The following is a 20329-nucleotide window of genomic DNA, read 5'->3' as shown; positions in this document are numbered from 1 at the left end:
GTGGATCTACGGGTGCGCCGCACCAGTCCCTGAGGCTGCCGGCTCGTGCCAGATCCGCTGCCACATCGCCGCCAGCCGGCGCCCGGCATCCGCGCGCGCGGTCGGGCTGCTGTAATCCGTCCGCACCTGCTCCGGCGTGATCGGTCGCCACTGCCCGTCGACCTGCTCGGCCACGGCGAAGTTGAAGGTGTAGTCGGGCTCCAGCCCCATGCGCAGGTCGCTCAGCACCAGCCGCCCATCCACCACCTGTGCACGCATGAAGCCCCGGTTGAACCACGTCAGCTGCTGCACTGCAGGGATGCTCCCTGCTTCGCGCAACGCCTGCACATTGGACGCATGGCCTTCGAACTGCATCGGTCCATGGTCGGCCACCAGCGAGCGGTCGCCCACCACGTAGCCGTTCGGCGTCATCGCCACCACGCGCCACAGCAGGGTGTTGAACGGCATCGGCACCGAGAAGCGCGGTGCATCGCCCAGACCCATCGCCGCCAGGCTCTGCTGGGCAGCACGGTCGACCTGGGCCTTTGCGATCAGGCCCCAGCCCAGGTAGGCGCTGCTGAGCAGCAACGCCACGCCCAGCACCTTGCCAGCCCAGGGGCGGGCGCGGCCAAACCAGGCCAGCACGCAACCCAGCAGCAGCCACACCGTGTAGCCAAGATCGATGATGAAGACACTGGAACCCATGGTCGGGTGTGGGCGCAGCGGCCACCACAACTGGGTGCCGTAGACGGTGAACGCATCCAGCACGGGATGGGTGACCAGCGCCAGCTGGATTGCCCAGAACCAGCGCACCGGTGACTGCGCGACGCGGCCGTTGCCGAAGCGCTTGAACAACCACCAGATCAGTGCCGCCACCCAGGGCAGCACCAGCAGCGAATGGCTGAAGCTGCGGTGCTCGATCATGTTCGCCACCGGGTCGGCGGCGGTGAAGCCCAACCACAGGGCATCGAGGTCCGGCAGGGTGCCGAGCGCGGCACCGGCCAGCAGGGCCGCGCGGCGATGGCCGGGCGGAGCGATGGCAGCAGCGACGGCGCCGCCGAGCACGATCTGGGTCAGGGAATCCATGGGCCGATGCTAGCGGCTTGCGGGCGCGCCGTCTCACTCCCGGACACCGCGTCTGTAGAGTCGACTGCTGGTCGACTGCTGGTCGACTGCTCTCCCATCAGGCTGCGGAAACCACGCGCTACGCGCGACAGTTGACGAACAGTCGACTTTACGGAAACGGGTTACGCCGCCTGCGACAAGCGCGCGCCCGGCAGTTCCACCAGAGTCTGGCCATTGTGGTCCAGCAGGCGCAGCGCGCCATCATGGTCTTCGGCCAGTGCGGTCAGGCTCTCCACCCAGTCGCCGTCGTTGGCATAGACCAGGCCATCGCGTTCGATCAACGCAGCGCGATGGATGTGACCACAGACGATGCCATCCAGTCCGCGCCGGCGCACGTCATCCAGCCCGGCCTGCACGAAACGCTCGATGTAGCGTTCGGCGGCACCACTGCGCTTCTTCAGGAATTCCGACAGCGACCAGTAGCGCATGCCCAGCCGGCGCCGCACCGCGTTCAGCGCCTGGTTGCCGGTCAGGATGCGGTAGTACAGCCAGTCGCCGAACTTTTCCTGCAGGCCGCCGAAGTGGGTCACGCCGTCGTACTCGTCCCCGTGCGCGACAAGCAGGCGACGGCCATCGGCGGTCACATGGATGGCGCGGCGGCGCACCTGCATCGCTGGCAGCATCAGCCCGCACACCTGGCGCAGCGAGGCATCGTGGTTGCCGGGGATGTAGACGATCTCGGTGCCGGCACGGCGCAGCGCGTGCAGGGCCTGGATGACCTCGCTGTGCGACTGCCGCCAGTTGGCACGGCGATGGGCCATCCACCACAGGTCGATGATGTCACCGACCAGGTACAGACGCTCACAGCGCAGCTGCGAGAGAAAACGTGCCAGTTCGGTGGCATGGCAATGACGTGAACCCAGGTGCACGTCGGAGACGAACACTGCGCGCCGGTGCGGCGACAGGTTCGCCAGCACGCTCATGCCGGCATCCCCGCATCGCGCAGGTAGCGTTTGCGCTTGTTCGGCCGGATCGCGCACAGGTCCACTTCGATCAGGCCGTCGATCGAATCGCTGAAGTCCGGGTCGACACCGAAGGCGAGGAAGCGCGCGCCACCGGGTTCGCACAGATCGGTGTACTGGCGATACAGCGTCGGCACGCCGGTGCCGAGTGCGGCCAGGTTGGCCTTGAGCACGTCGAACGCGGCGCCTGCATCCAGCTCGCCAAAACTCGGCGGCGCGGCGAAGTACTGGAACGGGCGGTTCGATTCGGCCAGGCCGGCGGTACCGCCGTAATAGCGCTGGTAGTACGCCACCAGCTGCTCGCGCGCATCGCGTGGCAGCGCCGCGCTGATCGACACGGCGCCGAACAGGTAGCGGATACCCGGCCGGCACTGCAGGTAGGCACCGATGCCCTGCCACAGGTAGTCCAGGCTGCGGCTGCCCCAGTAGTCGGGCACCACGAAGCTGCGGCCCAGTTCCAGGCCTTCGGCGATGTGGGTGATGGCATCGTCGGAATAGCGGAACAGCGACGCGCTGTAGAGCCCGGACAGTCCGTGCCGGGCCAGCGCATGGGCGCCGCGCATGATCCGGTACGCGCCGGCGATGCGCTGCGCGGCCGCGTCCCAGATCACGATGTGCTCGTACTGCGGGTCGTAATCGTCCAGGTCCCGGCTGCGCCCGGTGCCCTCGCCCACCTGGCGGAAGGTCAGTTCGCGCAGGCGGCCCAGCTCCAGCAGTAGCGGCGAATCGGCAGTACAAGTGGCCAGCAGAATCTGCTTGCCGTCGGCGGTCTGGCCCAGCTGGGTGGCTGCGGCAATCCCAGCGGCGACCTGCGAGGGTGGCACCGGGGCCGCCAGCGGCTCGGGGCCTGCGAAGGCAGCGGCATTGCCGGCCGCGCCATTGCGGCCCAGCGCATACAGCGCGCGGCGTACCGACAGCAGCTGCGCGCCCGGGTCACCGCCCTTGCCCAGCTGCATCGGCTCACCGATGCTCAGGCGCAGCGGGCGGCCGCGGCGGGTGAACATCTCGCGCGCCAGCAGCGCGGTGCCGGCCGGCTTGAACAGGGTCGAGGCGCCGTAGAACAGCGCCGAGTTGCGCGCTTCCACCCGTACCGGCAGCACCGGCGCGCCGGCGGCACGGGCAAAGCGGACGAAACCGCGCTGCCAGCGACCATCGCGGATGCCTCGCAGCGAGAGGCGCGAGACCTCGCCGGCCGGGAACACGATCACGCACTGCTCGGCGGCCAACGCCTCCTCCACGGCGTGCAGGCTGCCACGCTGGGCCTTGCCACCGAGGATGCGCACCGGCAACAGCAGGTCCTGCAGTGGCGCAATCGCCCCCAGCAGGTCGTTGGCCACGATCCGCACATCGCGGCGGATGCGGCCGACCGCGTCCAGCAGGGCCAGCGCGTCCAGTGCGCCGGACGGGTGGTTGGCGACGATCAGCAAGCGACCGGTGGCCGGGATCTTCGCCAACGCGGCCGGATCCACCTGGTACTGGCCATCGATGAACTCCAGCCCGGCGGCGACGAAGCCGAATCCGCGCAATCCTGCACTGCGCTGCAGGAATGCATCGATCTGGTCCAACCGCGACCAACGCCCGACGCTGCGCAGCAATGGCCGCGCCAGTTGGCCACGACGGCCATGGAACCAATCGGGAAAGCGTTGCTGGAGACGCTGTTCAAGTTCCTGCATGGCGGATCCACTCATGCCCGGCGGCCGTATTGGCCGACAGCCTGCGCCCGGCAGGCGGCAGCCAGATGGCGGTTTCGGGGCAGAACGATGACGGTCGTCCCCGGCCGGAGGGGGCCGCAACCGCCCCCCCTCGGCACCCGGCCCGCTGTCACGCTGGTGGAACACTGGGCCTCGAGGCCGGGGCCCAATCCCGTCAGGACGGCCCTTGCCGGGCCTACGCGGGCTTAACCACCGGCAACCGGTACAGGTTCACAATGCACAGGCGGCGCACCCCGTGTATCATGCGCGCCCATCTTTCCATCCGAATCAAGGGATATTACGCCTGATGTCCAGCTATCTCTTCACCTCCGAGTCGGTCTCCGAAGGCCATCCGGACAAGGTTGCCGACCAGATCTCCGATGCGGTGCTGGACGCGATCCTGACCCAGGACCAGCGCGCCCGCGTGGCCTGCGAGACCATGGTCAAGACCGGCGTTGCCATCGTGGCCGGTGAAATCACCACCAGCGCCTGGATCGACCTGGAAGCCCTGACCCGCAAGGTCATCACGGACATCGGCTATGACAGCTCCGACGTCGGCTTCGACGGCGCCACCTGCGGCGTGCTGAACCTGATCGGCAAGCAGTCGCCGCACATTGCCCAGGGCGTGGACCGCAAGAAGCCGGAAGAAATGGGCGCGGGCGACCAGGGCCTGATGTTCGGCTATGCCACCAACGAGACCGACAGCTACATGCCGGCCGCGATCCACCTGTCGCACCGCCTGGTCGAGCAGCAGGCCAAGATCCGCAAGAAGAAGAACTCGCCGCTGTCGTGGCTGCGTCCGGACGCCAAGAGCCAGGTCACCCTGCGCTATGAAAACGGCGTGGTCTCGGCCATCGACGCCGTGGTGCTGTCGACCCAGCATGCCCCGGGCATCAAGCAGAAGGACCTCATCGAGGCCGTCCGCGAAGAGATCATCAAGCCGGTGCTGCCGGCCAAGTGGCTGCACAAGGGCACCAAGTTCCACATCAACCCGACCGGCAAGTTCGAGATCGGCGGCCCGGTGGGCGACTGCGGCCTGACCGGCCGCAAGATCATCGTCGACACCTACGGCGGCTGGGCCCGTCACGGTGGTGGCGCCTTCTCCGGCAAGGACCCGTCCAAGGTCGATCGTTCGGCGGCCTACGCGGCCCGCTACGTCGCCAAGAACGTGGTTGCCGCCGGCCTGGCCGACCGTTGCGAAGTGCAGGTCTCCTACGCCATCGGCGTGGCTGAGCCGACCTCGATCTCGGTCACCACCTTCGGCACCGGCAAGATCAGCGACGACAAGATCGAGAAGCTGATCCGCAAGCACTTCGACCTGCGCCCGTACGGCATCATCAAGATGCTGGACCTGATCCACCCGATGTACCAGCAGACCGCGGCCTACGGCCACTTCGGCCGCAAGCCGAAGGAGTTCAGCTACCTCAACGGCGAAGGCGAGACCGTCAACGCCACGGCCTTCTCCTGGGAGAAGACCGACCGCGCCGCCGCCCTGCGCGCCGATGCGAAGCTGAAGTAAAGCCGGCGGGTAGAGCCGACCGGTAGAGCCGACTGTTAGTCGGCTGACCTTGAAGAAGGGCCGCGCAAGCGGCCCTTCTGCTTTCTGGTAGAGCCGGCCGCTGGCCGGCTTTTTCAAGGCCTCCGGAAACAATCGCGCGGTTGCCGATACAATCCGCCGCATGTCGACCGAACTGAAAACCCACCAGCTGTCCATGACCGTGCTGATGTCGCCGGAAATGGCCAATTTCTCCGGCAAGGTCCACGGTGGTGCGATCCTGCGCCTGCTCGACCAGGTCGCCTACGCCTGCGCCAGCCGTTACGCCGGCAGCTACGTAGTCACCCTGTCGGTGGACCAGGTGATGTTCCGCCAGCCCATCGCGGTGGGCGAGCTGGTCACCTTCCTGGCATCGGTGAACTACACGGGCACCTCGTCGATGGAGATCGGCATCAAGGTGGTGGCCGAGGACATCCTCAAGCGCAGCGTGCGCCACGCCAACAGCTGCTTCTTCACCATGGTGGCGGTGGATGAGGAAGGCCGGCCGACGCCGGTGCCACCCTTGCAGCCGGTCACCTCGGACGAAAAGCGCCGCCAGGCGGCTGCGCTGATCCGCCGCCAGCTGCGCCAGGAAATGGAGCAGCGCCATCTGGAACTGCTGGCGTCGAACCCGCCGTCGCCGGAGGAATGAGGTAGTGCCGGGCGCTGGCCGGCAACCTCGTGCGTGCCGCCAGACATCATGAGGTTGCCGGCCAGCGGCCGGCACTACCGCGACACCTCACCCGGTGTTCTGCACACCCTGCGAAACACCGTTCACGCAGGCCACCAGCGCGCGCAGCAGATCGTCATCCTCGCGTCCGCTGGCCCGCCAGCGCTGCAGCAGGTCCACCTGCAGCACGCTGATCGGATCGACATAGGGATTGCGCAGGCGGATCGACAGCGCCAGTCGCGCATCGTGGTCCAGCAGCGTCTGCTGGTCCATCAATGCCAGCAGCCAGTGCCGGGTGAGTTCCAGTTCGCGCTGCACCTGCGGGAAGAAGCGGTCGTGCAGGCCGCCCGACAACAGCGAGAACTGCTCGGCGATGGTGATATCGCCCTTGGACAGCACCATCGCGATGTCATCCAGGAAGGTGCGGAAGAACGGCCAGTCACGCGCCATTTCGCGCAGCGTCTCTTCATGGCCAGCATCCACCGCCGCCTGCAGGCCGCTGCCTACGCCGTACCAGCCGGGAATGACGGCACGCGCCTGGCTCCAGGCGAACACCCAGGGAATCGCACGCAGGTTGCCCAGTGCTGCGTCCTGGCCGAGCCGGCGCGACGGACGCGAGCCCAGCGTCATCCGTTCGATCACATCGATCGGCGTGGCGGTACGGAAGTAATCCATGAAGCCGGCCTGGCCAACGAACGCGCGATACACCTCGCTGCTGGCCGATGACACTGCATCCATCACCGGTCGCCACTCATCCTCGCGCGGCTCGGCGGCACGCGGGCGCAGGCTGGCGCGCAGCACCGCGCCGGTGGCCTGTTCCAGCGAGCGCAGGGCCAGCGCGCGGATGCCGTATTTGCGATGAATCACCTCGCCCTGCTCGGTCACCCGCAGGCGGCCATCAATGCTGCCGCGCGGTGAAGCATCCACCGCGTGCGTGGTCTTCCCACCGCCACGGCTGATGGAGCCGCCACGGCCATGGAAGAAGGTCAGCCGGATGCCGGCCTCGGCCGCCACCTCCAGTAGTTCCACCTGCGCGCGCTGCAGGCCCCAGCGCGAGGCGGCGATGCCACCGTCCTTGCTGCTGTCCGAATAGCCCAGCATCACCATCTGCACGTCGTCGCGTGCCTGCAGATGCGCGCGATAGATCGGGTCGGCCAGCAGGTCACGCAGGGTCGCGGTGCCGCACTTGAGATCATCCACCGTCTCGAACAGCGGTGCGATATCCAGCGGTACTGATCCGTTCTCTTCCACCAGGCCGCCACGGCGTGCCAGCGCCAGCACCGCCAGCACGTCGCTGCGGTCGTGCGCCATCGAGATGATGTAGCTGCCCAGCGCATCGCAGCCATGCCGCGCACGCGCATCGGCCAGCGCGGCGAACACCGCATCCAGCCGCTGGTTGCCCTCGTCGTCGCCGTTGGGCAATGCCGTTTCACCGCTGGCATGCGGGCTCAGCAGCCGCGCACGGCCCACCGCATCCAGCGCCTGCCAGGCCTCTTCGCCGCCCAGCGCCGTCGCCAGCGCACGCGCATGCACGCTCGATTCCTGGCGCACATCCAACCGCGCCAGATGGAAGCCGAACGTCTTCACCCGCCACAGCAGGCGCTGCACGGCGAAGCCGCCGGCATGTTCGCCACGATTGGCCCGCAGGCTGTCGAGGATCAGCTGCAGGTCGTCGATCAGTTCAGCGGGGCCGGCGTAGGCGCCCTCGCCATCGTCCAGCGTCGCCTGCAGGCGTGCGCGCATGCGGTCGTTGAGCAGGCGGTACGGCATGTCGGCATGGCGCGGGCGTGACTGCACCTGCGGCAGCAGCTGCTGGTACTGCGCCACGCGTGCCTGCAGCGCATCACTGACACCCACCCGCTCGGTGGACTGGCTGAGCAGGCTGGCCAGCTGCAGCAGTTCCTTCTGGTAGCGCCCGAGCACCGCCTGCCGCTGCGCATCCAGCGTATTGCGGATGGTGTGGGCATCCACGTTCGGATTGCCGTCCATGTCGCCGCCCACCCACGTACCAAAGCGCAGCAGCCGCGGCAGCGGCAATTCTTCGCCATAGGTATCGCGCAGCGCCTGCTGCAGCGATTCGTACAGCACCGGGATCACCCGGTACAGCACCTGCACCAGGTAGAAGCCGAAGTGCTCGCGCTCGTCATCCACGGTCGGCCGCACCGGTGAGGAATCGGTGGTCTGCCACGACGCGGTGAGCGCCATGCGGAAGCGCGCGGCATCGGCGGCGGCCTCACCCGGGGTGCGCTGGCCGTCGAGGTTGTCGACCAGGCTGGCCACCATCAGCTGTTCCTTCTCCAGCAGCGCACGGCGCACCGCTTCGGTCGGGTGCGCGGTGAACACCGGTTCGATGTCGATGCGCGGCAGCCACTGCGCCAGTTCGTCCAGGCCCACGCCCTGCGCCTTCAGGTGCTGCAGTGCATCCTGCAGGCCATCCGGCTGCGCACCCGCGGTACCGGCGCGCTGGTAGTCACGGCGGCGGCGGATGCGATGCACGCGCTCGGCGATGTTGACCACCTGGAAGTAGGTGCTGAACGCCCGCACCATGGTCTCGGCCTGCTGCGGCGTGCGCCCGGCCAGGCCATCGGCCAGCTCCGACAGCGGCGCCTGGTTCTCGCGGCGGGCGATGGCACGGGTACGCACGTCCTCGACGTCATCAAGAAACGCGGCCGACACCTGTTCGACCAGCAGGTCGCCGACCAGTGCGCCAAGCCGGCGCACATCATCGCGAAGCGGAAGATCGGGAGAAGCAAATTCGATGCTGCTGCGGTACTCGTTCATCGGCGACGCACAGGCCTCGGTCAACGGATCCAGGCCCCAAGCCTATCCCAGATCGGGCGTCGTGCTGCGATGCAAAAATGGTTTCATCTGGTAGTGCCGGCCGCTGGCCGGCAACCTCAGGTTGCATGGCTCCATGAGGTTGCCGGCCAGCGGCCGGCACTACCGGGTCACGTCAGCGCTTCTTCTTCGCCTTGCCCTGCTCGGCCGGGCCGATGGTCTGCTCCAGCCAGCGCTCGCTCTCGGCCAGCATGGTCATGATCGATTCGCGTGCGCGGTAGGCATGCGATTCGTTGGGCAGCATCACCAGCCGCGCGGTGCCGCCCAGGCCCTTCACAGCGGCGAACATGCGCTCGCTCTGGATCGGGAAGGTGCCGGAGTTGTTGTCGTCCACGCCGTGGATGAAGAGGATCGGATCCTTGATCCTGTCGGCGTAGTTGAACGGCGCCATCTTCTGGTAGACCTCCTGTGCCTGCCAGTAGTTGCGTTCCTCGGCCTGGAAGCCGAACGGGGTGAGCGTGCGGTTGTAGGCGCCGCTGCGGGCGATGCCGGCCTTGAACAGGCGGGTGTGTGCCAGCAGGTTGGCGGTCATGAACGCACCGTAGGAATGGCCGCCGATGGCGATGTGATCGCGATCGGTCACGCCACGGCGCACCACCTCATCCACCGCTGCCTGCGCGTTGGCCACCAGCTGTTCGATGTAGGTGTCGTTCGGCTCCTTGTCGCCCTCACCGATGATCGGCATCGACGGGCTGGCCAGCACCACATAGCCCTTGGCCAGGAACGCCTGCGGGCCCCAGTAGCTGACCGCGTTGAAGCGGTACGGCGAATCGGTCACCTGGCTGGCCGCAGCCGCGCTCTTGAACTCACCCGGGTAGGCCCACATCAGCAGCGGCCGCGGGCCGTCCCGCTTGGGGTCGTAGCCCGGCGGCAGCAGCAGGGTCGCGGTCAGGTCGACCCCATCCTTGCGCTTGTAGCGGATCTGCTCCTTCTGCATGCCCTTCAACTGCGGCAGCGGGTGCGCGAAATGGGTCAGCGCGCGCGGTGCAGCACCGGCATCGGCCAGCGACTGCACGTAGAAGTTGGCCGGCTCATCCGGGCTCTCGCGGCTCAGCAGCAGCGAGCTGGCCTGGTCGTCCAGCAACGCCACCGGCAGCGAATAGCTCGGCGCCTGCGAGTGGAACAGGCGCGTTGCCTTGCCCGTGGCGATGTCGAAGCGGTCCACGAACGGACGGTCGCCTTCCGGCGAAGCACCGGCACCGGCCAGGTACAGGCTGCTGCCATCGGGGCTGGTCTGCAGCAGCGAACGGCCCCGCTCGTCACTGGCCAGCAGCGGCCGGCCCGGATCGGCATAGCGGTCCTGCGCGTCACGATCCCACAGCAGGCGCGGCTCGGCACCGGCGTTGTCCGGGGCGATCAGCCAGGTCTTGGTCCTGCGGGTCTTCCACCACGATTCGGTCAGCAGGGCCAGGTCACCGCGGCCCCAGCTGATGCCGGCCAGACGGCTGCCAAGCTGGGCCAGGGTGACTGGCGGTTTGTCGAACGGCGCGGCCTGCATCAGCACCGCATCGCGCACCTTGGCCTCCCTGCTCGGGTCGCCGCCGTCCTGCGCTTCGGCCCAGACCAGAGTGGCGTCGGCATCACCGCGCCAGCGGATGTCGCGCACGCCGGTCACTTCGGCATCGTTGCCGGTCGGCAGCCCTTCCACCAGCGGGCGAACGGCGACGGTGTGCACCAGCTTGCCGCTGGCACGGTCGATCACTTCGATGCGGCGCGGGAAACTGCTCACCGGCACCACGTAGGAGTACGGGCGCTGCACCGGCTGGCGCAGCACGAAGCGGCCATCCGGCGACACCGAGAAGCCCATGAAGATGCCGGCCGCGCCGATCGCGCGGGTGCTGCCATCCAGGCCGACTTCCATTGGCTGGGTAGTGGCGTAGTAGTCGAACTGGCGTGCGTCGGCCTCGTTCTTCAGCAGGTCCTGGTAGGTACGGATCGACACCACGCCGCCGCCCTGGCTGGTCTGCTGCACGGCCGGGCCGGTCGGAATGCCATCGGCGGCCGGGGCCGCACCGAGGTTGGCCGGGCGCGTGAACACCACCAGGCCGCGGCTGTCCGGCAACCACTGGTAGCCGCTGCCGATCACCGTGTTCAGGCCGGCAACCAAGCGGCGGGCGCTGCCGCCGGCCACGTCCACCAGCCACAGTTCATTGGCGCCACTGGCAGCGTCGACCTGGTTGAAGGCAAGCCACTTCTGGTCCGGCGACCACATCACACTGGCGATCGACAGCTTGGCCGGCAGGCCGCTGATCTGCCGCTCCTTGCCGTCGGCCACGTTCATCAGCCACAGCTTCTCGCCGAAGCTGAAGCGGCTGTCGGAGAACGTGCGCGGGTTGATGCGCAGGCCAGCCAGCTTCAGTTCCGGCTGCGCCACCACCTGGATCGAAGGCAGCGACGGCATCTGCATCATCGCGGCCACGTCGCGGCGCGGCGACAGGAACAACGACGGCGCGCGCGGGGCGTCGACCACTGCCTGCAGTGCGGCCGATGGCAGTTCGTAGCCATTGACGCCCTGCGCCTGCGCCGGAGCTGGCTGCGAGGCGGCCGCCCAAGCCAGCGGGGCCACCGCCAGCAGCCCCATCGACAGGACCAGGCCGGTCCAGCGCCGTGTGCGGCGCGCGTGCATGCTCATCGTTCCACCTGTGTGATGCGTGAAAACACCGACCTTAACAGGCCGTGCACGCGGCCCCATCTGCCGATGGTTGGGTCATGCCGATGTCATGCCGGGGCCGCGATATAATGGGGGTTCTCCCCTGCCGAGGGGCGCTGCGACCGGATCCCACGAGGCCCGGCCAGGCTCGGTAAGGTGGCTTTGTAACAACGGCGCCCGGCTAGATGCGAGCACCCGCTCGTCCACAACCGGAGCACACGAATGAACGCTGTTGCCAAGACCTTCTCCACCGAAGGTGACTACAAGATCCGCGATATCACGCTGGCCGACTGGGGCCGCAAGGAACTGGACATCGCCGAGCACGAAATGCCGGGCCTGATGTCGATCCGCCGCAAGTACCAGGCCGAGCTGCCGCTGAAGGGCGTGCGCGTGACCGGCTCGCTGCACATGACCATCCAGACCGCGGTGCTGATCGAGACCCTGAAGGACATCGGCGCCGACGTGCGCTGGGCCTCGTGCAACATCTTCTCGACCCAGGACCACGCCGCTGCCGCCATTGCGGCCACCGGCACCCCGGTGTTTGCCTGGAAGGGCGAGACCCTGGAAGAGTACTGGGACTGCACCCTGGACGCGCTGACCTTCACCCTGGCCGATGGCACCCTGACCGGCCCGGAGCTGGTGGTGGACGACGGCGGTGACGTGACCCTGCTGATCCACAAGGGCTACGAGCTGGAAAACGGCAGCGACTGGGTCAACACCGCCTCCTCCTCGCACGAAGAACAGGTCATCAAGAACCTGCTCAAGCGCGTCGCCAAGGAACGCCCGGGTTACTGGGGCCGCGTGGTCAAGGACTGGAAGGGCGTCTCCGAAGAGACCACCACCGGCGTGCACCGCCTGTACCAGCTGGCCCAGGCCGGCACCCTGCTGATCCCGGCGATCAACGTCAACGACTCGGTCACCAAGAGCAAGTTCGACAACCTGTACGGCTGCCGCGAGTCGCTGGCCGACGGCCTGAAGCGCGCGATGGACGTGATGCTGGCCGGCAAGGTGGCCGTGGTCTGCGGTTACGGCGACGTCGGCAAGGGCTGCGCGGCCTCGCTGCGTGCCTACGGCGCGCGCGTGATCGTCACCGAGATCGACCCGATCTGCGCCCTGCAGGCGGCGATGGAAGGCTATGAAGTCAACACCATCGAATCGACCCTGGGCCGTGCCGACCTGTACGTCACCACCACCGGCAACAAGGACATCATCCGCATCGAGCACCTGAGCGCGATGAAGGACCAGGCCATCGTCTGCAACATCGGCCACTTCGACAACGAGATCCAGGTCGATGCGCTGGTGTCGTTCGCCGGCATCAAGCACGTCAACATCAAGCCGCAGGTGGACAAGTACATCTTCCCGAACGGCAACGCGATCTTCCTGCTGGCCGAAGGCCGCCTGGTGAACCTGGGCTGCGCCACCGGCCACCCGAGCTTCGTGATGTCCAACAGCTTCGCCAACCAGACCCTGGCACAGATCGACCTGTGGGCGAACAAGGACAGCTACGAGAAGAAGGTCTACCTGCTGCCGAAGAAGCTGGACGAGGAAGTGGCCCGCCTGCACCTGGAAAAGATCGGCGTGAAGCTGACCACCCTGAGCCAGGAACAGGCCGACTACATCGGCGTGCCGGTGGAAGGCCCGTTCAAGCCGGACCACTACCGCTACTGATGCCTGCGGGGTGCCGGCCAGCGGCCGGCACCACCGGTGCATGCAACACACGGAACGGGCGCCTTCGGGCGTCCGTTCTGCGTTTGCGCGTGGTCGTACACCCCGCATCCAGTCCCCACTGGTAGATCCACGCCATGCGTGGATGCTCCGGCAGTAGCTTCGGTCAAGGCAACGCGCCCAGTGCGCGCTACGATGCAGCCATGACCCCGGCCATCAACCTGCTCAAGCGCGAGAAGATCGCCCACACCGTGCGCAGCTACGTGCACGACGCCCACGCCGAATCCTATGGCGGCGAAGCCGTGGACAAGCTCGGCCTCGATCCGGCCCAGGTGTTCAAGACCCTGCTGGCCAGCACCGAGACACACGAACTGCTGGTGGCGATCGTGCCGGTGGCCGGCCAGCTGGACCTGAAGGCACTGGCCGAAGCCGCCGGCTGCAAGAAGTGCGAGATGGCTGCTGCTGACGCCGCGCAGCGCGCAACCGGTTACCTGGTGGGTGGCATCAGCCCGCTCGGGCAGAAGAAGCGCCTGCGCACCTTCCTGGACGCCAGTGCCGAAGCGCTGCCCGCGCTGCATGTCAGCGCCGGACGCCGTGGCCTGGAAGTGGAACTGGTACCCACCGATCTGCTGCGCCTCACCGCCGGCCACTACGCCGCCATCGGCAAGTCACGCTGATGCGCTGGCCGTGGTCTGCAGCGCCGATACCCCGGCTCGACGATGCACAGGCCGATGTGCTGCTGCAGGCCCTGTTGTCGCGCGACGCAACGCGCATCACCGATGCCGCACGTACGGTCGCACGACTGTTCAGTGCCTCATCGTTGGACGCGTTGAGCGCACATGTGGATCTGATCGAACAACGCTGCCAGGGCATCGCGCTTGGCGGCATGCTGATCAGCAACCAGGCGTATCTGAAGGCCGCCCTGCGTCGGCTGCGTTACTGGCGTGCACGCGAGGGTTGCCTGTGCGCGCTCAACCCCGGCTACCCGTTCTTCGATCCCCGTCGCCTGATTGAACAAGGACAGATGCAGCTGCTCTCGGTGGAAGAGGCTGAGGGCTGCTGGGGCGACTGCCACACCGTTGCCTGCACGCAATGCGGCCAGCATTGGCAGGCCATCGACCGCGAGTACCATTACCCGTGGTGGGAATGGAAAGCTGCCTGAAGGCCAAGCGGCCACGCATGGCGTGGCTCTACTGCGGTCCGCACATTCACGCGATGCGTGGATGACAAATGTTGCTCACGGCCGCCAGTTCGCGTTGTTCTCCCAGAACTCGACGGAACGCCGGTAGGCTTCGCGGTCCAGCGGCACGCCGGATCCGCCCTCGTCCACGCCCAGCGCATTGCGCATCATCGTGATCGGTGCCATCGGTACCTCTTGCGGTTCGGCGGTGTAGATGCAGCCGACGATGCCCCAGTCGGCCTCGATCGGCGAGCCTTCCCTGGCCAGCTGCTCGGCGCTGTACAGGATCACCACCAGGTAGCTCGCACGCGGTGATTCCACGCCCTCGAACCAGCGCACCAGCACCGGTAGTTCCTCGCGGTTGCGCGCTTCGTAACCACTGCGCAGCAGGTGGCGGTTGGCCTCGGTGATCGGTACGGTCAGGCAGCGCGTGCTGGTCCAGTTCTCGTAGACGAACAGCTTGCAGAACGGCGCGTAGCCATCCAGCACCTTCAGCGGCGCATGCGCATTGAGGTGTGCCTCGAACTGCTCGGCAGTGCAGTCCTGGATGGTGTTGCCACGCGGCACGCGCGGGAACAGGCGGGGACGGGCGAAATCGGTGAGAACGATGGACATGGCGCGGGTGTGATCAGGAGTTCTGCTGCACAGGGTAACCGCCCCGGAGGCAGACAGGGCCGGATGCCGATGGTCACTGGCGCCAGCGTCCCGCTTGCAGCACCCTGCGGGCGACCCACTACAAGGATCGCCGGCTCATGGATGCAGCATGCGCATTGCCCCGTTCCGCCCACCGTCGGCAGTGGCCGATTGTACTGGTCATCCTCCTGCTGGCGCCGCCATTGCTGTTCGCCGCCGCTCTGCTCTGGCCGCTGTCGGCTCCGCCGTTGCCCGAGCCGGGCAACAGCCGCGTGATCGTCAACGCGCGGGTGGTGGACGTGGCGCGCGGCCAGGTCAGCGAACCCACCACCGTGACAGTGCGCCACGGCACCATCACTGCCATTGGGGAAGATCCGCAGGACGCGCGGCTTCCCGTGCTCGACGCCGGCGGCCGCTGGCTGCTGCCCGGTTTCTGGGACATGCACACCCATGCACTGCAATTGTCGCCGCAGCTGCAGTTCCCGCTGATGCTGGCCAACGGCATCACCGGCACCCGCGACATGATGGACTGCCCGCAGACCACCGATCCGCTGATCGCCTGCGTGGCCGACAAGCGCCGCTGGACCGCACAGGCCATTGCCGGGCAGCAGGTTGCACCGCGCTTCGTACAGATCGCCAGTTTCTACTTCGAAGATCCGTCACTCACGCCGGAGGCCGCCGCTGCGCGTGCACGGACGTACAGCGCGCGCGGGGTCGACGCGTTGAAGGTCTACAACCGGCTGCGTGCGGACACCTATCAGCGGCTGGCCACCGAGGCGCAGCAGCTGCGCCGTCCGTTGGTCGGCCACCTGCCCAAGGCGGTGCCTCTGGACGACGCGGTGCAGGCGGGCCAGCGCAGCTTCGAGCACGCCCATCTGTTCGTGCGCCACTGCTTCGACAACGCGGCGGCATGGCGCGGTGGCACGCTCGACGGCGAATACCCGATCGTATTGGCCGAACGCATGGTTGCCAGCTATCAGCCCACGCTCTGCAACAAGGCGTTCGCTTTGATGCAGGCCAGCGGTGCCGCGTTCGTACCGACCCATGTCACCCGCGAAGAAGATGCACGCGCAAGCGACCCCGCCTTCGTCGACGATCCGCGCCTGGCCTATCTGGACCCGCTTTCACGCTGGGCGTGGCGTGATGACCTGCAGGCCACCGCAGCGCGCTATCCCGGCCGACGCGGCCAAGACGCACTGAAGACCTACTTCGAGCATGGCCTGGCTCTCACCGGTGCGGCCCATCGTGCCGGCGTCACCGTGCTGGTCGGCACCGATACCGGATTGGGCGGCTTCCGCTACCACGATGAACTGCAGTGGCTGCGACAGGCCGGCCTGAGCCAGGCCGACGTGCTGCGCGCAGCTACGCTGCAGGCCGCACGTCATCTGCAACGGCAGGCATCGCATGGAAGCGTCGAGGTCGGCAAAGCCGCAGACCTGGTGCTGCTTGATGGCAACCCGCTGCACGACATCGCCAATACCCGCCGCGTGCATGCCGTGCTGCTGGCCGGCCACCTCTATGACCGCCCGCGGCTGGATGCGCTACAGACTTATGCGCGCAGGCAGGCACGCTCGCCCGCAGTGATGGCACGCCTGCTGTGGGGATTCATCACCAGCCCGGTCAGTGCCGAGCTGTAGCGGCAGCTACAACGCCATCCGCTCGCGCAGTTCACGTGCCTGCCGCCGCGATACCTCCACCTCGCTGCCGTCGTCCAGCGCCAGGTCGTAGCCATCAGCGATGCTGGGCGTCACGCCTCGGATGCGGCGCAGGTTGACCAGCGTGTTGCGGTTGGCACGGAAGAACAACTCCGGCGGCAGGCGTGCTTCCAGCGCGCTCAGGCTGCGGGTCAGCAGGGCGTTCTGGTCGCGGAACCATAGCCGTGTGTAGTTGCCATCCACCACCAGCCGACGGATCTCCGAGACCGCGACGAACCAGCAGCGTTCGCCCTCGCGCACGAACACCTGGTCCTGCGCGCCCAGCGTGCTGCGCGGCTCCGGCGTTTCGCCCGCCACCACCTCGCGCTGGCGCGCCCGCTGCAACGCTTCCAGCAAGCGCGGCGCCTCGACGGGCTTTACCAGATAGTCCAGCGCATTGGCCTGGAAGGCGCGCACCGCGTAGGTGTCGTAGGCAGTAACGAAGACCACCGCCGGCACCGTCTCCAGCCCATCCAGCACATCGAAGCCGCTGCCGGAGGGCATCTGCACATCCAGCAGCACCAGGTCCGGCGCCAGTGTGGCGATCGCCTCGCGTGCAGCGGGCACATCGTCTGCTTCGCCCACGCACTGCACCCACGGCAGCGCCGACAACAGCGTGCGCAGCTCCTGCCGCGCCAGCCGTGCATCATCAACGATCAACACACGCAGCACGCCACTCATTGCGGAATCTCCAGCAGGGCCTGCATGCGGTCGCCGACCGGCTGCAGGGTGAAACGACCCTGCGTGCCGAGCTGCGCACGCAGGTAGGCAAGGCCGACGCCATGGCCATGGGCTGGCTCGCTGACGCCGCCCAGCGGATTGTCGACCTGCAGACGCAGCACATCATTGTCCAGCGTGGCGCGGATCTGCATCTCACCGCCGCCCGGGCGGCTGGCGATGCCATGCTTGATCGCATTCTCCACCAGCAACTGCAGCGCCATCGCCGGCAGCTGTGCCTGCAGGGCATCGGCATCAATGTGCTGGCTTACCTGCAGGCGCTGTTCGAAGTGGACTGCCTCGATGGCCAGGTAGTCGTCCACGACCACCAGTTCCTCGGCCAGGGTGACCTGCTCGCTGCGGTTGTGTGCCAGCGCCTGGCGCAGCGTGCGCGACAGGCGGGTGACCATGTCGCGCGCACGCTCCGGGTCTTCCAGGATCAGCGCACGCAGGTTGTTCAGCGCATTGAACATGAAATGCGGGTTGAGCCGTGCACGCAGTGCATCGCGCTCCAGCGCGCTGCGCTCGGCCTCGGCACGCAGGCGCGCCAGTTCCGCACTGCGTATCCGGCGCAGGCTGTGCAGGCCTGCCCAGAGCGCTGCCCACAGGGCCAGCATCACCGCAGTGGTGTACCAGTAGAGCAGCAGCGCCTTGGGGCTGAAGTCGGCTGTCTGCCGCCCCAGGCTCACCCAGTTCCAGGCCAGCGCCGAGCGCAGCGCGATGTTCACCAGCAGCTGCGCCACTGCCGCGCCCAATGCCACCGACAGCGCCAGCCGCAGCAACAGCCCGGCCGTGCCGCGCGCCCACCAGTCGGCACGCAGCGCCAGCGCGCGGATGGCACCGCTGCACCCGAACAGGGCCAACGCCAGGCCCAGCGTGATCAACACGCCTGCGCTTCCGGCATCGCTGAAATAGGCCTGGCGCAGGCCGATTCCGGCAACACCATAGAGCGCCCACACCAGCGCATTGAGCAGCCAGAAGCGTACCGTCGAGGAGGAATCCGGCATGTCCATTCCGAGGCGTGTTGAAACTCAGTGGTGGTGGTCGAGGAAGGCCTGCACCTGACCGCGCAGCCAGCGCGGATCATCCCACATCAGGAAGTGGAAACCCTGCGCGCTCATCGCGATCTGCACGCCCTGCAGTTTCGCGTACTGCGCCTGGAACACCGCGCGCGTGCTGTCCTCGGTGCCGCCCATCGGCTGGTAGCCGGCCCAGCTGCCCAGCACCAGCGTCGGTGCGGTGATCGAGGCGATGCTGTCACGCAGGTCGGTGGTCATTACCGCATGCATGGCGTCAGCGGTGGTCTGGCGGTCGCTGGCTTCGCCCCAGCGCCCCAGCTCGGCCTGCCGCTGCGGATCGCGGGTCATGCCCGGCAGGCCGGCCTTCAGCTGCGCCTGCCACTGCGCGGCATCGGCGGCGAGCATGCCCTTGCGCAGCTGGTCAGCCATTGGCCGCACGCTGTCTGAGGTGGCGTTCGGGTCACGCGCGGCCGGCAGGAACGGCAATGCGTCGACCACCACCAGCGCACTGACTGCCTTCGGCTCGGCCTGCGCCATCTGCAGCCCCAGCAGGCCGCCAAGACTGTGGCCGATCACCACCACCGGGCCCAGCTGTTGGTCATGCAGGTAGGCCAGCAGCTGCCCGCGCATGGCCGGCAGGAATTCGGCCGGGCGCGGGTCGGCGGGCGCAGCGCCGGCAAAGCCCGGCAGCTGCACCAGATGGCACTGCACGTCCTTCAGCGCCAGGCAGGTCTCGCGCCAGACCTCGGCGCTGCTGTTAAGACCGGGGATCATCAGCAGTGGACGGCCCTTGCCGACCACCTCGACCTGCACCTTGCCGGTGCCGGTGGCGGCCGCCGCATGCGCCGAGCCGGAACCGAGCACGGCCATCGCCATGCCGATCATCGCCAGCCGGGCCAGGGCCTTCATTGCGTACCAGAGTGCCAGGAAGATCTTCATCGTCTGCTCCTTCATTGGGTGGGTGGTGCCGGGATGGGAGCAGCGTGGGCCTGGCGGAGGCACCCCGGTTGCGATTTCGGAGCAGCGGCCGCACGGCGGGGCGAACGGTCGCGGGCCGGGGACGGCGGGCTCTCACGCAATCTTCAAGAATCCATCTTGATGAAGAGATATACTGCTTCGCACCGACCGCCGCCATCCGCGCCATGACCGCCATCAGCTTCGAGTTCTATCCGCCCAAGACCGACGAACAGCGCAGCCAGCTGGACCGTGCTGCGGCCAAGCTGAAGGACTACGCCCCCGAATACGTGTCGTGTACCTTCGGCGCCGGTGGCTCGACCCTGAGCTACACCTCCGAGACCGTGCGCCACCTCAACCAGCACCATGGCTTCGATGCCGCGCCGCACCTGTCGTGCGTGGGCGGCACCCGCCAGGAGATCCGCGAACTGCTCAAGCTGTACCGCGCCATCGGCTGCCGTCGCCTGGTCGCGCTGCGCGGTGACCTTCCCTCGGGCATGGGCTTCCCCGGCGACATGCGCTACGCCGCCGAGCTGATCGACTTCATCCGCACCGAGCATGGCGATGCGTTCCACATCGAAGTGGGCGCGTATCCGGAAACGCATCCGCAGGCGACCGATGCGCTGGCTGACCTGAAGCACTTCAAGGCCAAGATCGATGCCGGTGCCGATGCGGCGATCACCCAGTACTTCTTCAACCCGGATGCCTACTTCCACTTCGTCGATGAAGTGCGCCGGCTCGGCGTGCAGGTGCCGATCACGCCCGGCATCATGCCGATCGCCAACTTCAGCCAGCTGCGCCGCTTCTCCGAGCAGTGCGGCGCGGAAATACCGCGCTGGATCGGCCGCAAGATGCAGGCCTACGGCGATGACGCCGAGTCGGTACGTGCATTCGGCACGGAAGTGGTGGCCCGGCTGTGCCAGCGCCTGATCGAAGGCGGCGCGCCCGGCCTGCACTTCTACACCTTGAACCTGGCCAAGCCGACCACCTCGGTGCTGAAACTGCTACGGGGCTGAAA

The 20329-nt window shown here is 67.5% G+C and carries 16 protein-coding genes and 1 riboswitch; of the genes, 7 read left to right on the top strand and 9 right to left on the bottom strand.

Features of this window, described 5'->3' with window-relative positions:
- Positions 1-6: 6 nt before the first annotated feature.
- The 3 genes from AC5P6X_RS17150 to olsF all read right to left on the bottom strand — a co-directional run bounded on the left by AC5P6X_RS17150 (position 7) and on the right by olsF (position 3739).
- On the bottom strand, positions 7-1065 hold the full coding sequence (locus AC5P6X_RS17150) for a metal-dependent hydrolase (RefSeq protein WP_049451427.1): 1059 nt from the start codon (positions 1063-1065) through the stop codon (positions 7-9).
- A 161-nt stretch (positions 1066-1226) separates the two neighbouring features.
- Positions 1227-2027 carry a UDP-2,3-diacylglucosamine diphosphatase gene (locus AC5P6X_RS17145; protein ID WP_043035375.1) on the bottom strand — a complete coding sequence of 267 codons (801 nt, stop codon included), beginning with the start codon at positions 2025-2027 and terminating at the stop codon, positions 1227-1229.
- A complete protein-coding gene (olsF, locus tag AC5P6X_RS17140; RefSeq protein ID WP_099605843.1) occupies positions 2024-3739 on the bottom strand; it encodes a bifunctional ornithine lipid synthase OlsF in 1716 nt (571 codons plus the stop codon). Before olsF ends, AC5P6X_RS17145 begins: the two co-directional genes overlap by 4 nt.
- 325 nt (positions 3740-4064) lie before the next feature.
- On the opposite strand from olsF, the gene metK reads away from it, so the two are divergent.
- Together metK and AC5P6X_RS17130 are read left to right on the top strand one after the other, a co-directional pair.
- Positions 4065-5276, top strand: coding sequence for a methionine adenosyltransferase (gene metK, locus AC5P6X_RS17135; protein ID WP_005408103.1), 1212 nt, complete (start codon positions 4065-4067; stop codon positions 5274-5276).
- A gap of 160 nt (positions 5277-5436) precedes the next feature.
- Complete coding sequence (locus AC5P6X_RS17130; RefSeq protein ID WP_005412266.1) at positions 5437-5943, top strand: acyl-CoA thioesterase; 507 nt, start codon at positions 5437-5439, stop codon at positions 5941-5943.
- A gap of 87 nt (positions 5944-6030) precedes the next feature.
- Here AC5P6X_RS17130 and ppc read toward each other — a convergent pair whose 3' ends face one another.
- Both ppc and AC5P6X_RS17120 read right to left on the bottom strand, forming a co-directional pair.
- On the bottom strand, positions 6031-8742 hold the full coding sequence (gene ppc / locus AC5P6X_RS17125) for a phosphoenolpyruvate carboxylase (protein ID WP_495215538.1): 2712 nt from the start codon (positions 8740-8742) through the stop codon (positions 6031-6033).
- A 172-nt stretch (positions 8743-8914) separates the two neighbouring features.
- Entirely contained in the window at positions 8915-11431 is a 2517-nt protein-coding gene (locus AC5P6X_RS17120) for a S9 family peptidase (protein ID WP_099605841.1), read from the bottom strand.
- Positions 11432-11551: 120 nt separating this feature from the next.
- Positions 11552-11635, top strand: a riboswitch (S-adenosyl-L-homocysteine riboswitch).
- A 36-nt stretch (positions 11636-11671) separates the two neighbouring features.
- Between AC5P6X_RS17120 and ahcY the strand changes: the two genes are divergently transcribed.
- From ahcY to AC5P6X_RS17105, 3 genes are all read left to right on the top strand, one after another.
- Positions 11672-13117, top strand: a complete 1446-nt coding sequence (ahcY, locus tag AC5P6X_RS17115; RefSeq protein ID WP_004154241.1) for an adenosylhomocysteinase — start codon at positions 11672-11674, stop codon at positions 13115-13117.
- Between the two features lie 200 nt (positions 13118-13317).
- Positions 13318-13791: a Cys-tRNA(Pro) deacylase gene (ybaK, locus tag AC5P6X_RS17110; RefSeq protein WP_049451422.1), complete on the top strand. Its 474-nt coding sequence runs from the start codon at positions 13318-13320 to the stop codon at positions 13789-13791.
- Positions 13791-14276: a hypothetical protein gene (locus AC5P6X_RS17105; protein WP_049451421.1), complete on the top strand. Its 486-nt coding sequence runs from the start codon at positions 13791-13793 to the stop codon at positions 14274-14276. Before ybaK ends, AC5P6X_RS17105 begins: the two co-directional genes overlap by 1 nt.
- A 75-nt stretch (positions 14277-14351) precedes the next feature.
- Here the strand turns inward: AC5P6X_RS17105 and AC5P6X_RS17100 are convergent, their stop codons facing one another.
- Positions 14352-14909, bottom strand: a complete 558-nt coding sequence (locus AC5P6X_RS17100) for a DUF3228 family protein (RefSeq protein ID WP_099605840.1) — start codon at positions 14907-14909, stop codon at positions 14352-14354.
- A gap of 137 nt (positions 14910-15046) precedes the next feature.
- Between AC5P6X_RS17100 and AC5P6X_RS17095 the strand changes: the two genes are divergently transcribed.
- Entirely contained in the window at positions 15047-16564 is a 1518-nt protein-coding gene (locus tag AC5P6X_RS17095; RefSeq protein ID WP_099605839.1) for an amidohydrolase family protein, read from the top strand.
- Between the two features lie 6 nt (positions 16565-16570).
- Here AC5P6X_RS17095 and AC5P6X_RS17090 read toward each other — a convergent pair whose 3' ends face one another.
- The 3 genes from AC5P6X_RS17090 to AC5P6X_RS17080 are packed head-to-tail and all read right to left on the bottom strand — an operon-like array spanning position 16571 to position 19296.
- Positions 16571-17302 carry a LytR/AlgR family response regulator transcription factor gene (locus tag AC5P6X_RS17090; protein WP_005408094.1) on the bottom strand — a complete coding sequence of 244 codons (732 nt, stop codon included), beginning with the start codon at positions 17300-17302 and terminating at the stop codon, positions 16571-16573.
- Complete coding sequence (locus tag AC5P6X_RS17085; RefSeq protein ID WP_099605852.1) at positions 17299-18345, bottom strand: sensor histidine kinase; 1047 nt, start codon at positions 18343-18345, stop codon at positions 17299-17301. Before AC5P6X_RS17085 ends, AC5P6X_RS17090 begins: the two co-directional genes overlap by 4 nt.
- Positions 18346-18369: 24 nt before the next feature.
- Positions 18370-19296 carry an alpha/beta fold hydrolase gene (locus AC5P6X_RS17080; RefSeq protein ID WP_099605838.1) on the bottom strand — a complete coding sequence of 309 codons (927 nt, stop codon included), beginning with the start codon at positions 19294-19296 and terminating at the stop codon, positions 18370-18372.
- A gap of 203 nt (positions 19297-19499) precedes the next feature.
- Here AC5P6X_RS17080 and metF point away from each other — a divergent pair, with 203 nt between their 5' ends.
- On the top strand, positions 19500-20327 hold the full coding sequence (gene metF / locus AC5P6X_RS17075) for a methylenetetrahydrofolate reductase [NAD(P)H] (protein ID WP_012479162.1): 828 nt from the start codon (positions 19500-19502) through the stop codon (positions 20325-20327).
- Positions 20328-20329: the final 2 nt, after the last annotated feature.

The organism is Stenotrophomonas sp. YJH_SMC_40, from assembly GCF_059368615.1.
This window is presented reverse-complemented; position numbering and strand designations above follow the sequence as displayed.

Bases quoted from the DNA above. Each gene is read 5' to 3' on its own strand.
- metK (WP_005408103.1), top strand. From the start codon at position 4,065: ATGTCCAGCTATCTCTTCACCTCCGAGTCGGTCTCCGAAGGCCATCCG.
- AC5P6X_RS17090 (WP_005408094.1), bottom strand. From the start codon at position 17,302: ATGAGTGGCGTGCTGCGTGTGTTGATCGTTGATGATGCACGGCTGGCG.
- AC5P6X_RS17150 (WP_049451427.1), bottom strand. From the start codon at position 1,065: ATGGATTCCCTGACCCAGATCGTGCTCGGCGGCGCCGTCGCTGCTGCC.
- ahcY (WP_004154241.1), top strand. From the start codon at position 11,672: ATGAACGCTGTTGCCAAGACCTTCTCCACCGAAGGTGACTACAAGATC.
- AC5P6X_RS17080 (WP_099605838.1), bottom strand. From the start codon at position 19,296: ATGAAGATCTTCCTGGCACTCTGGTACGCAATGAAGGCCCTGGCCCGG.
- AC5P6X_RS17085 (WP_099605852.1), bottom strand. From the start codon at position 18,345: ATGCCGGATTCCTCCTCGACGGTACGCTTCTGGCTGCTCAATGCGCTG.
- metF (WP_012479162.1), top strand. From the start codon at position 19,500: ATGACCGCCATCAGCTTCGAGTTCTATCCGCCCAAGACCGACGAACAG.
- AC5P6X_RS17145 (WP_043035375.1), bottom strand. From the start codon at position 2,027: ATGAGCGTGCTGGCGAACCTGTCGCCGCACCGGCGCGCAGTGTTCGTC.
- AC5P6X_RS17130 (WP_005412266.1), top strand. From the start codon at position 5,437: ATGTCGACCGAACTGAAAACCCACCAGCTGTCCATGACCGTGCTGATG.
- AC5P6X_RS17105 (WP_049451421.1), top strand. From the start codon at position 13,791: ATGCGCTGGCCGTGGTCTGCAGCGCCGATACCCCGGCTCGACGATGCA.
- AC5P6X_RS17095 (WP_099605839.1), top strand. From the start codon at position 15,047: ATGGATGCAGCATGCGCATTGCCCCGTTCCGCCCACCGTCGGCAGTGG.
- olsF (WP_099605843.1), bottom strand. From the start codon at position 3,739: ATGCAGGAACTTGAACAGCGTCTCCAGCAACGCTTTCCCGATTGGTTC.
- ybaK (WP_049451422.1), top strand. From the start codon at position 13,318: ATGACCCCGGCCATCAACCTGCTCAAGCGCGAGAAGATCGCCCACACC.
- AC5P6X_RS17100 (WP_099605840.1), bottom strand. From the start codon at position 14,909: ATGTCCATCGTTCTCACCGATTTCGCCCGTCCCCGCCTGTTCCCGCGC.
- AC5P6X_RS17120 (WP_099605841.1), bottom strand. From the start codon at position 11,431: ATGAGCATGCACGCGCGCCGCACACGGCGCTGGACCGGCCTGGTCCTG.
- ppc (WP_495215538.1), bottom strand. From the start codon at position 8,742: ATGAACGAGTACCGCAGCAGCATCGAATTTGCTTCTCCCGATCTTCCG.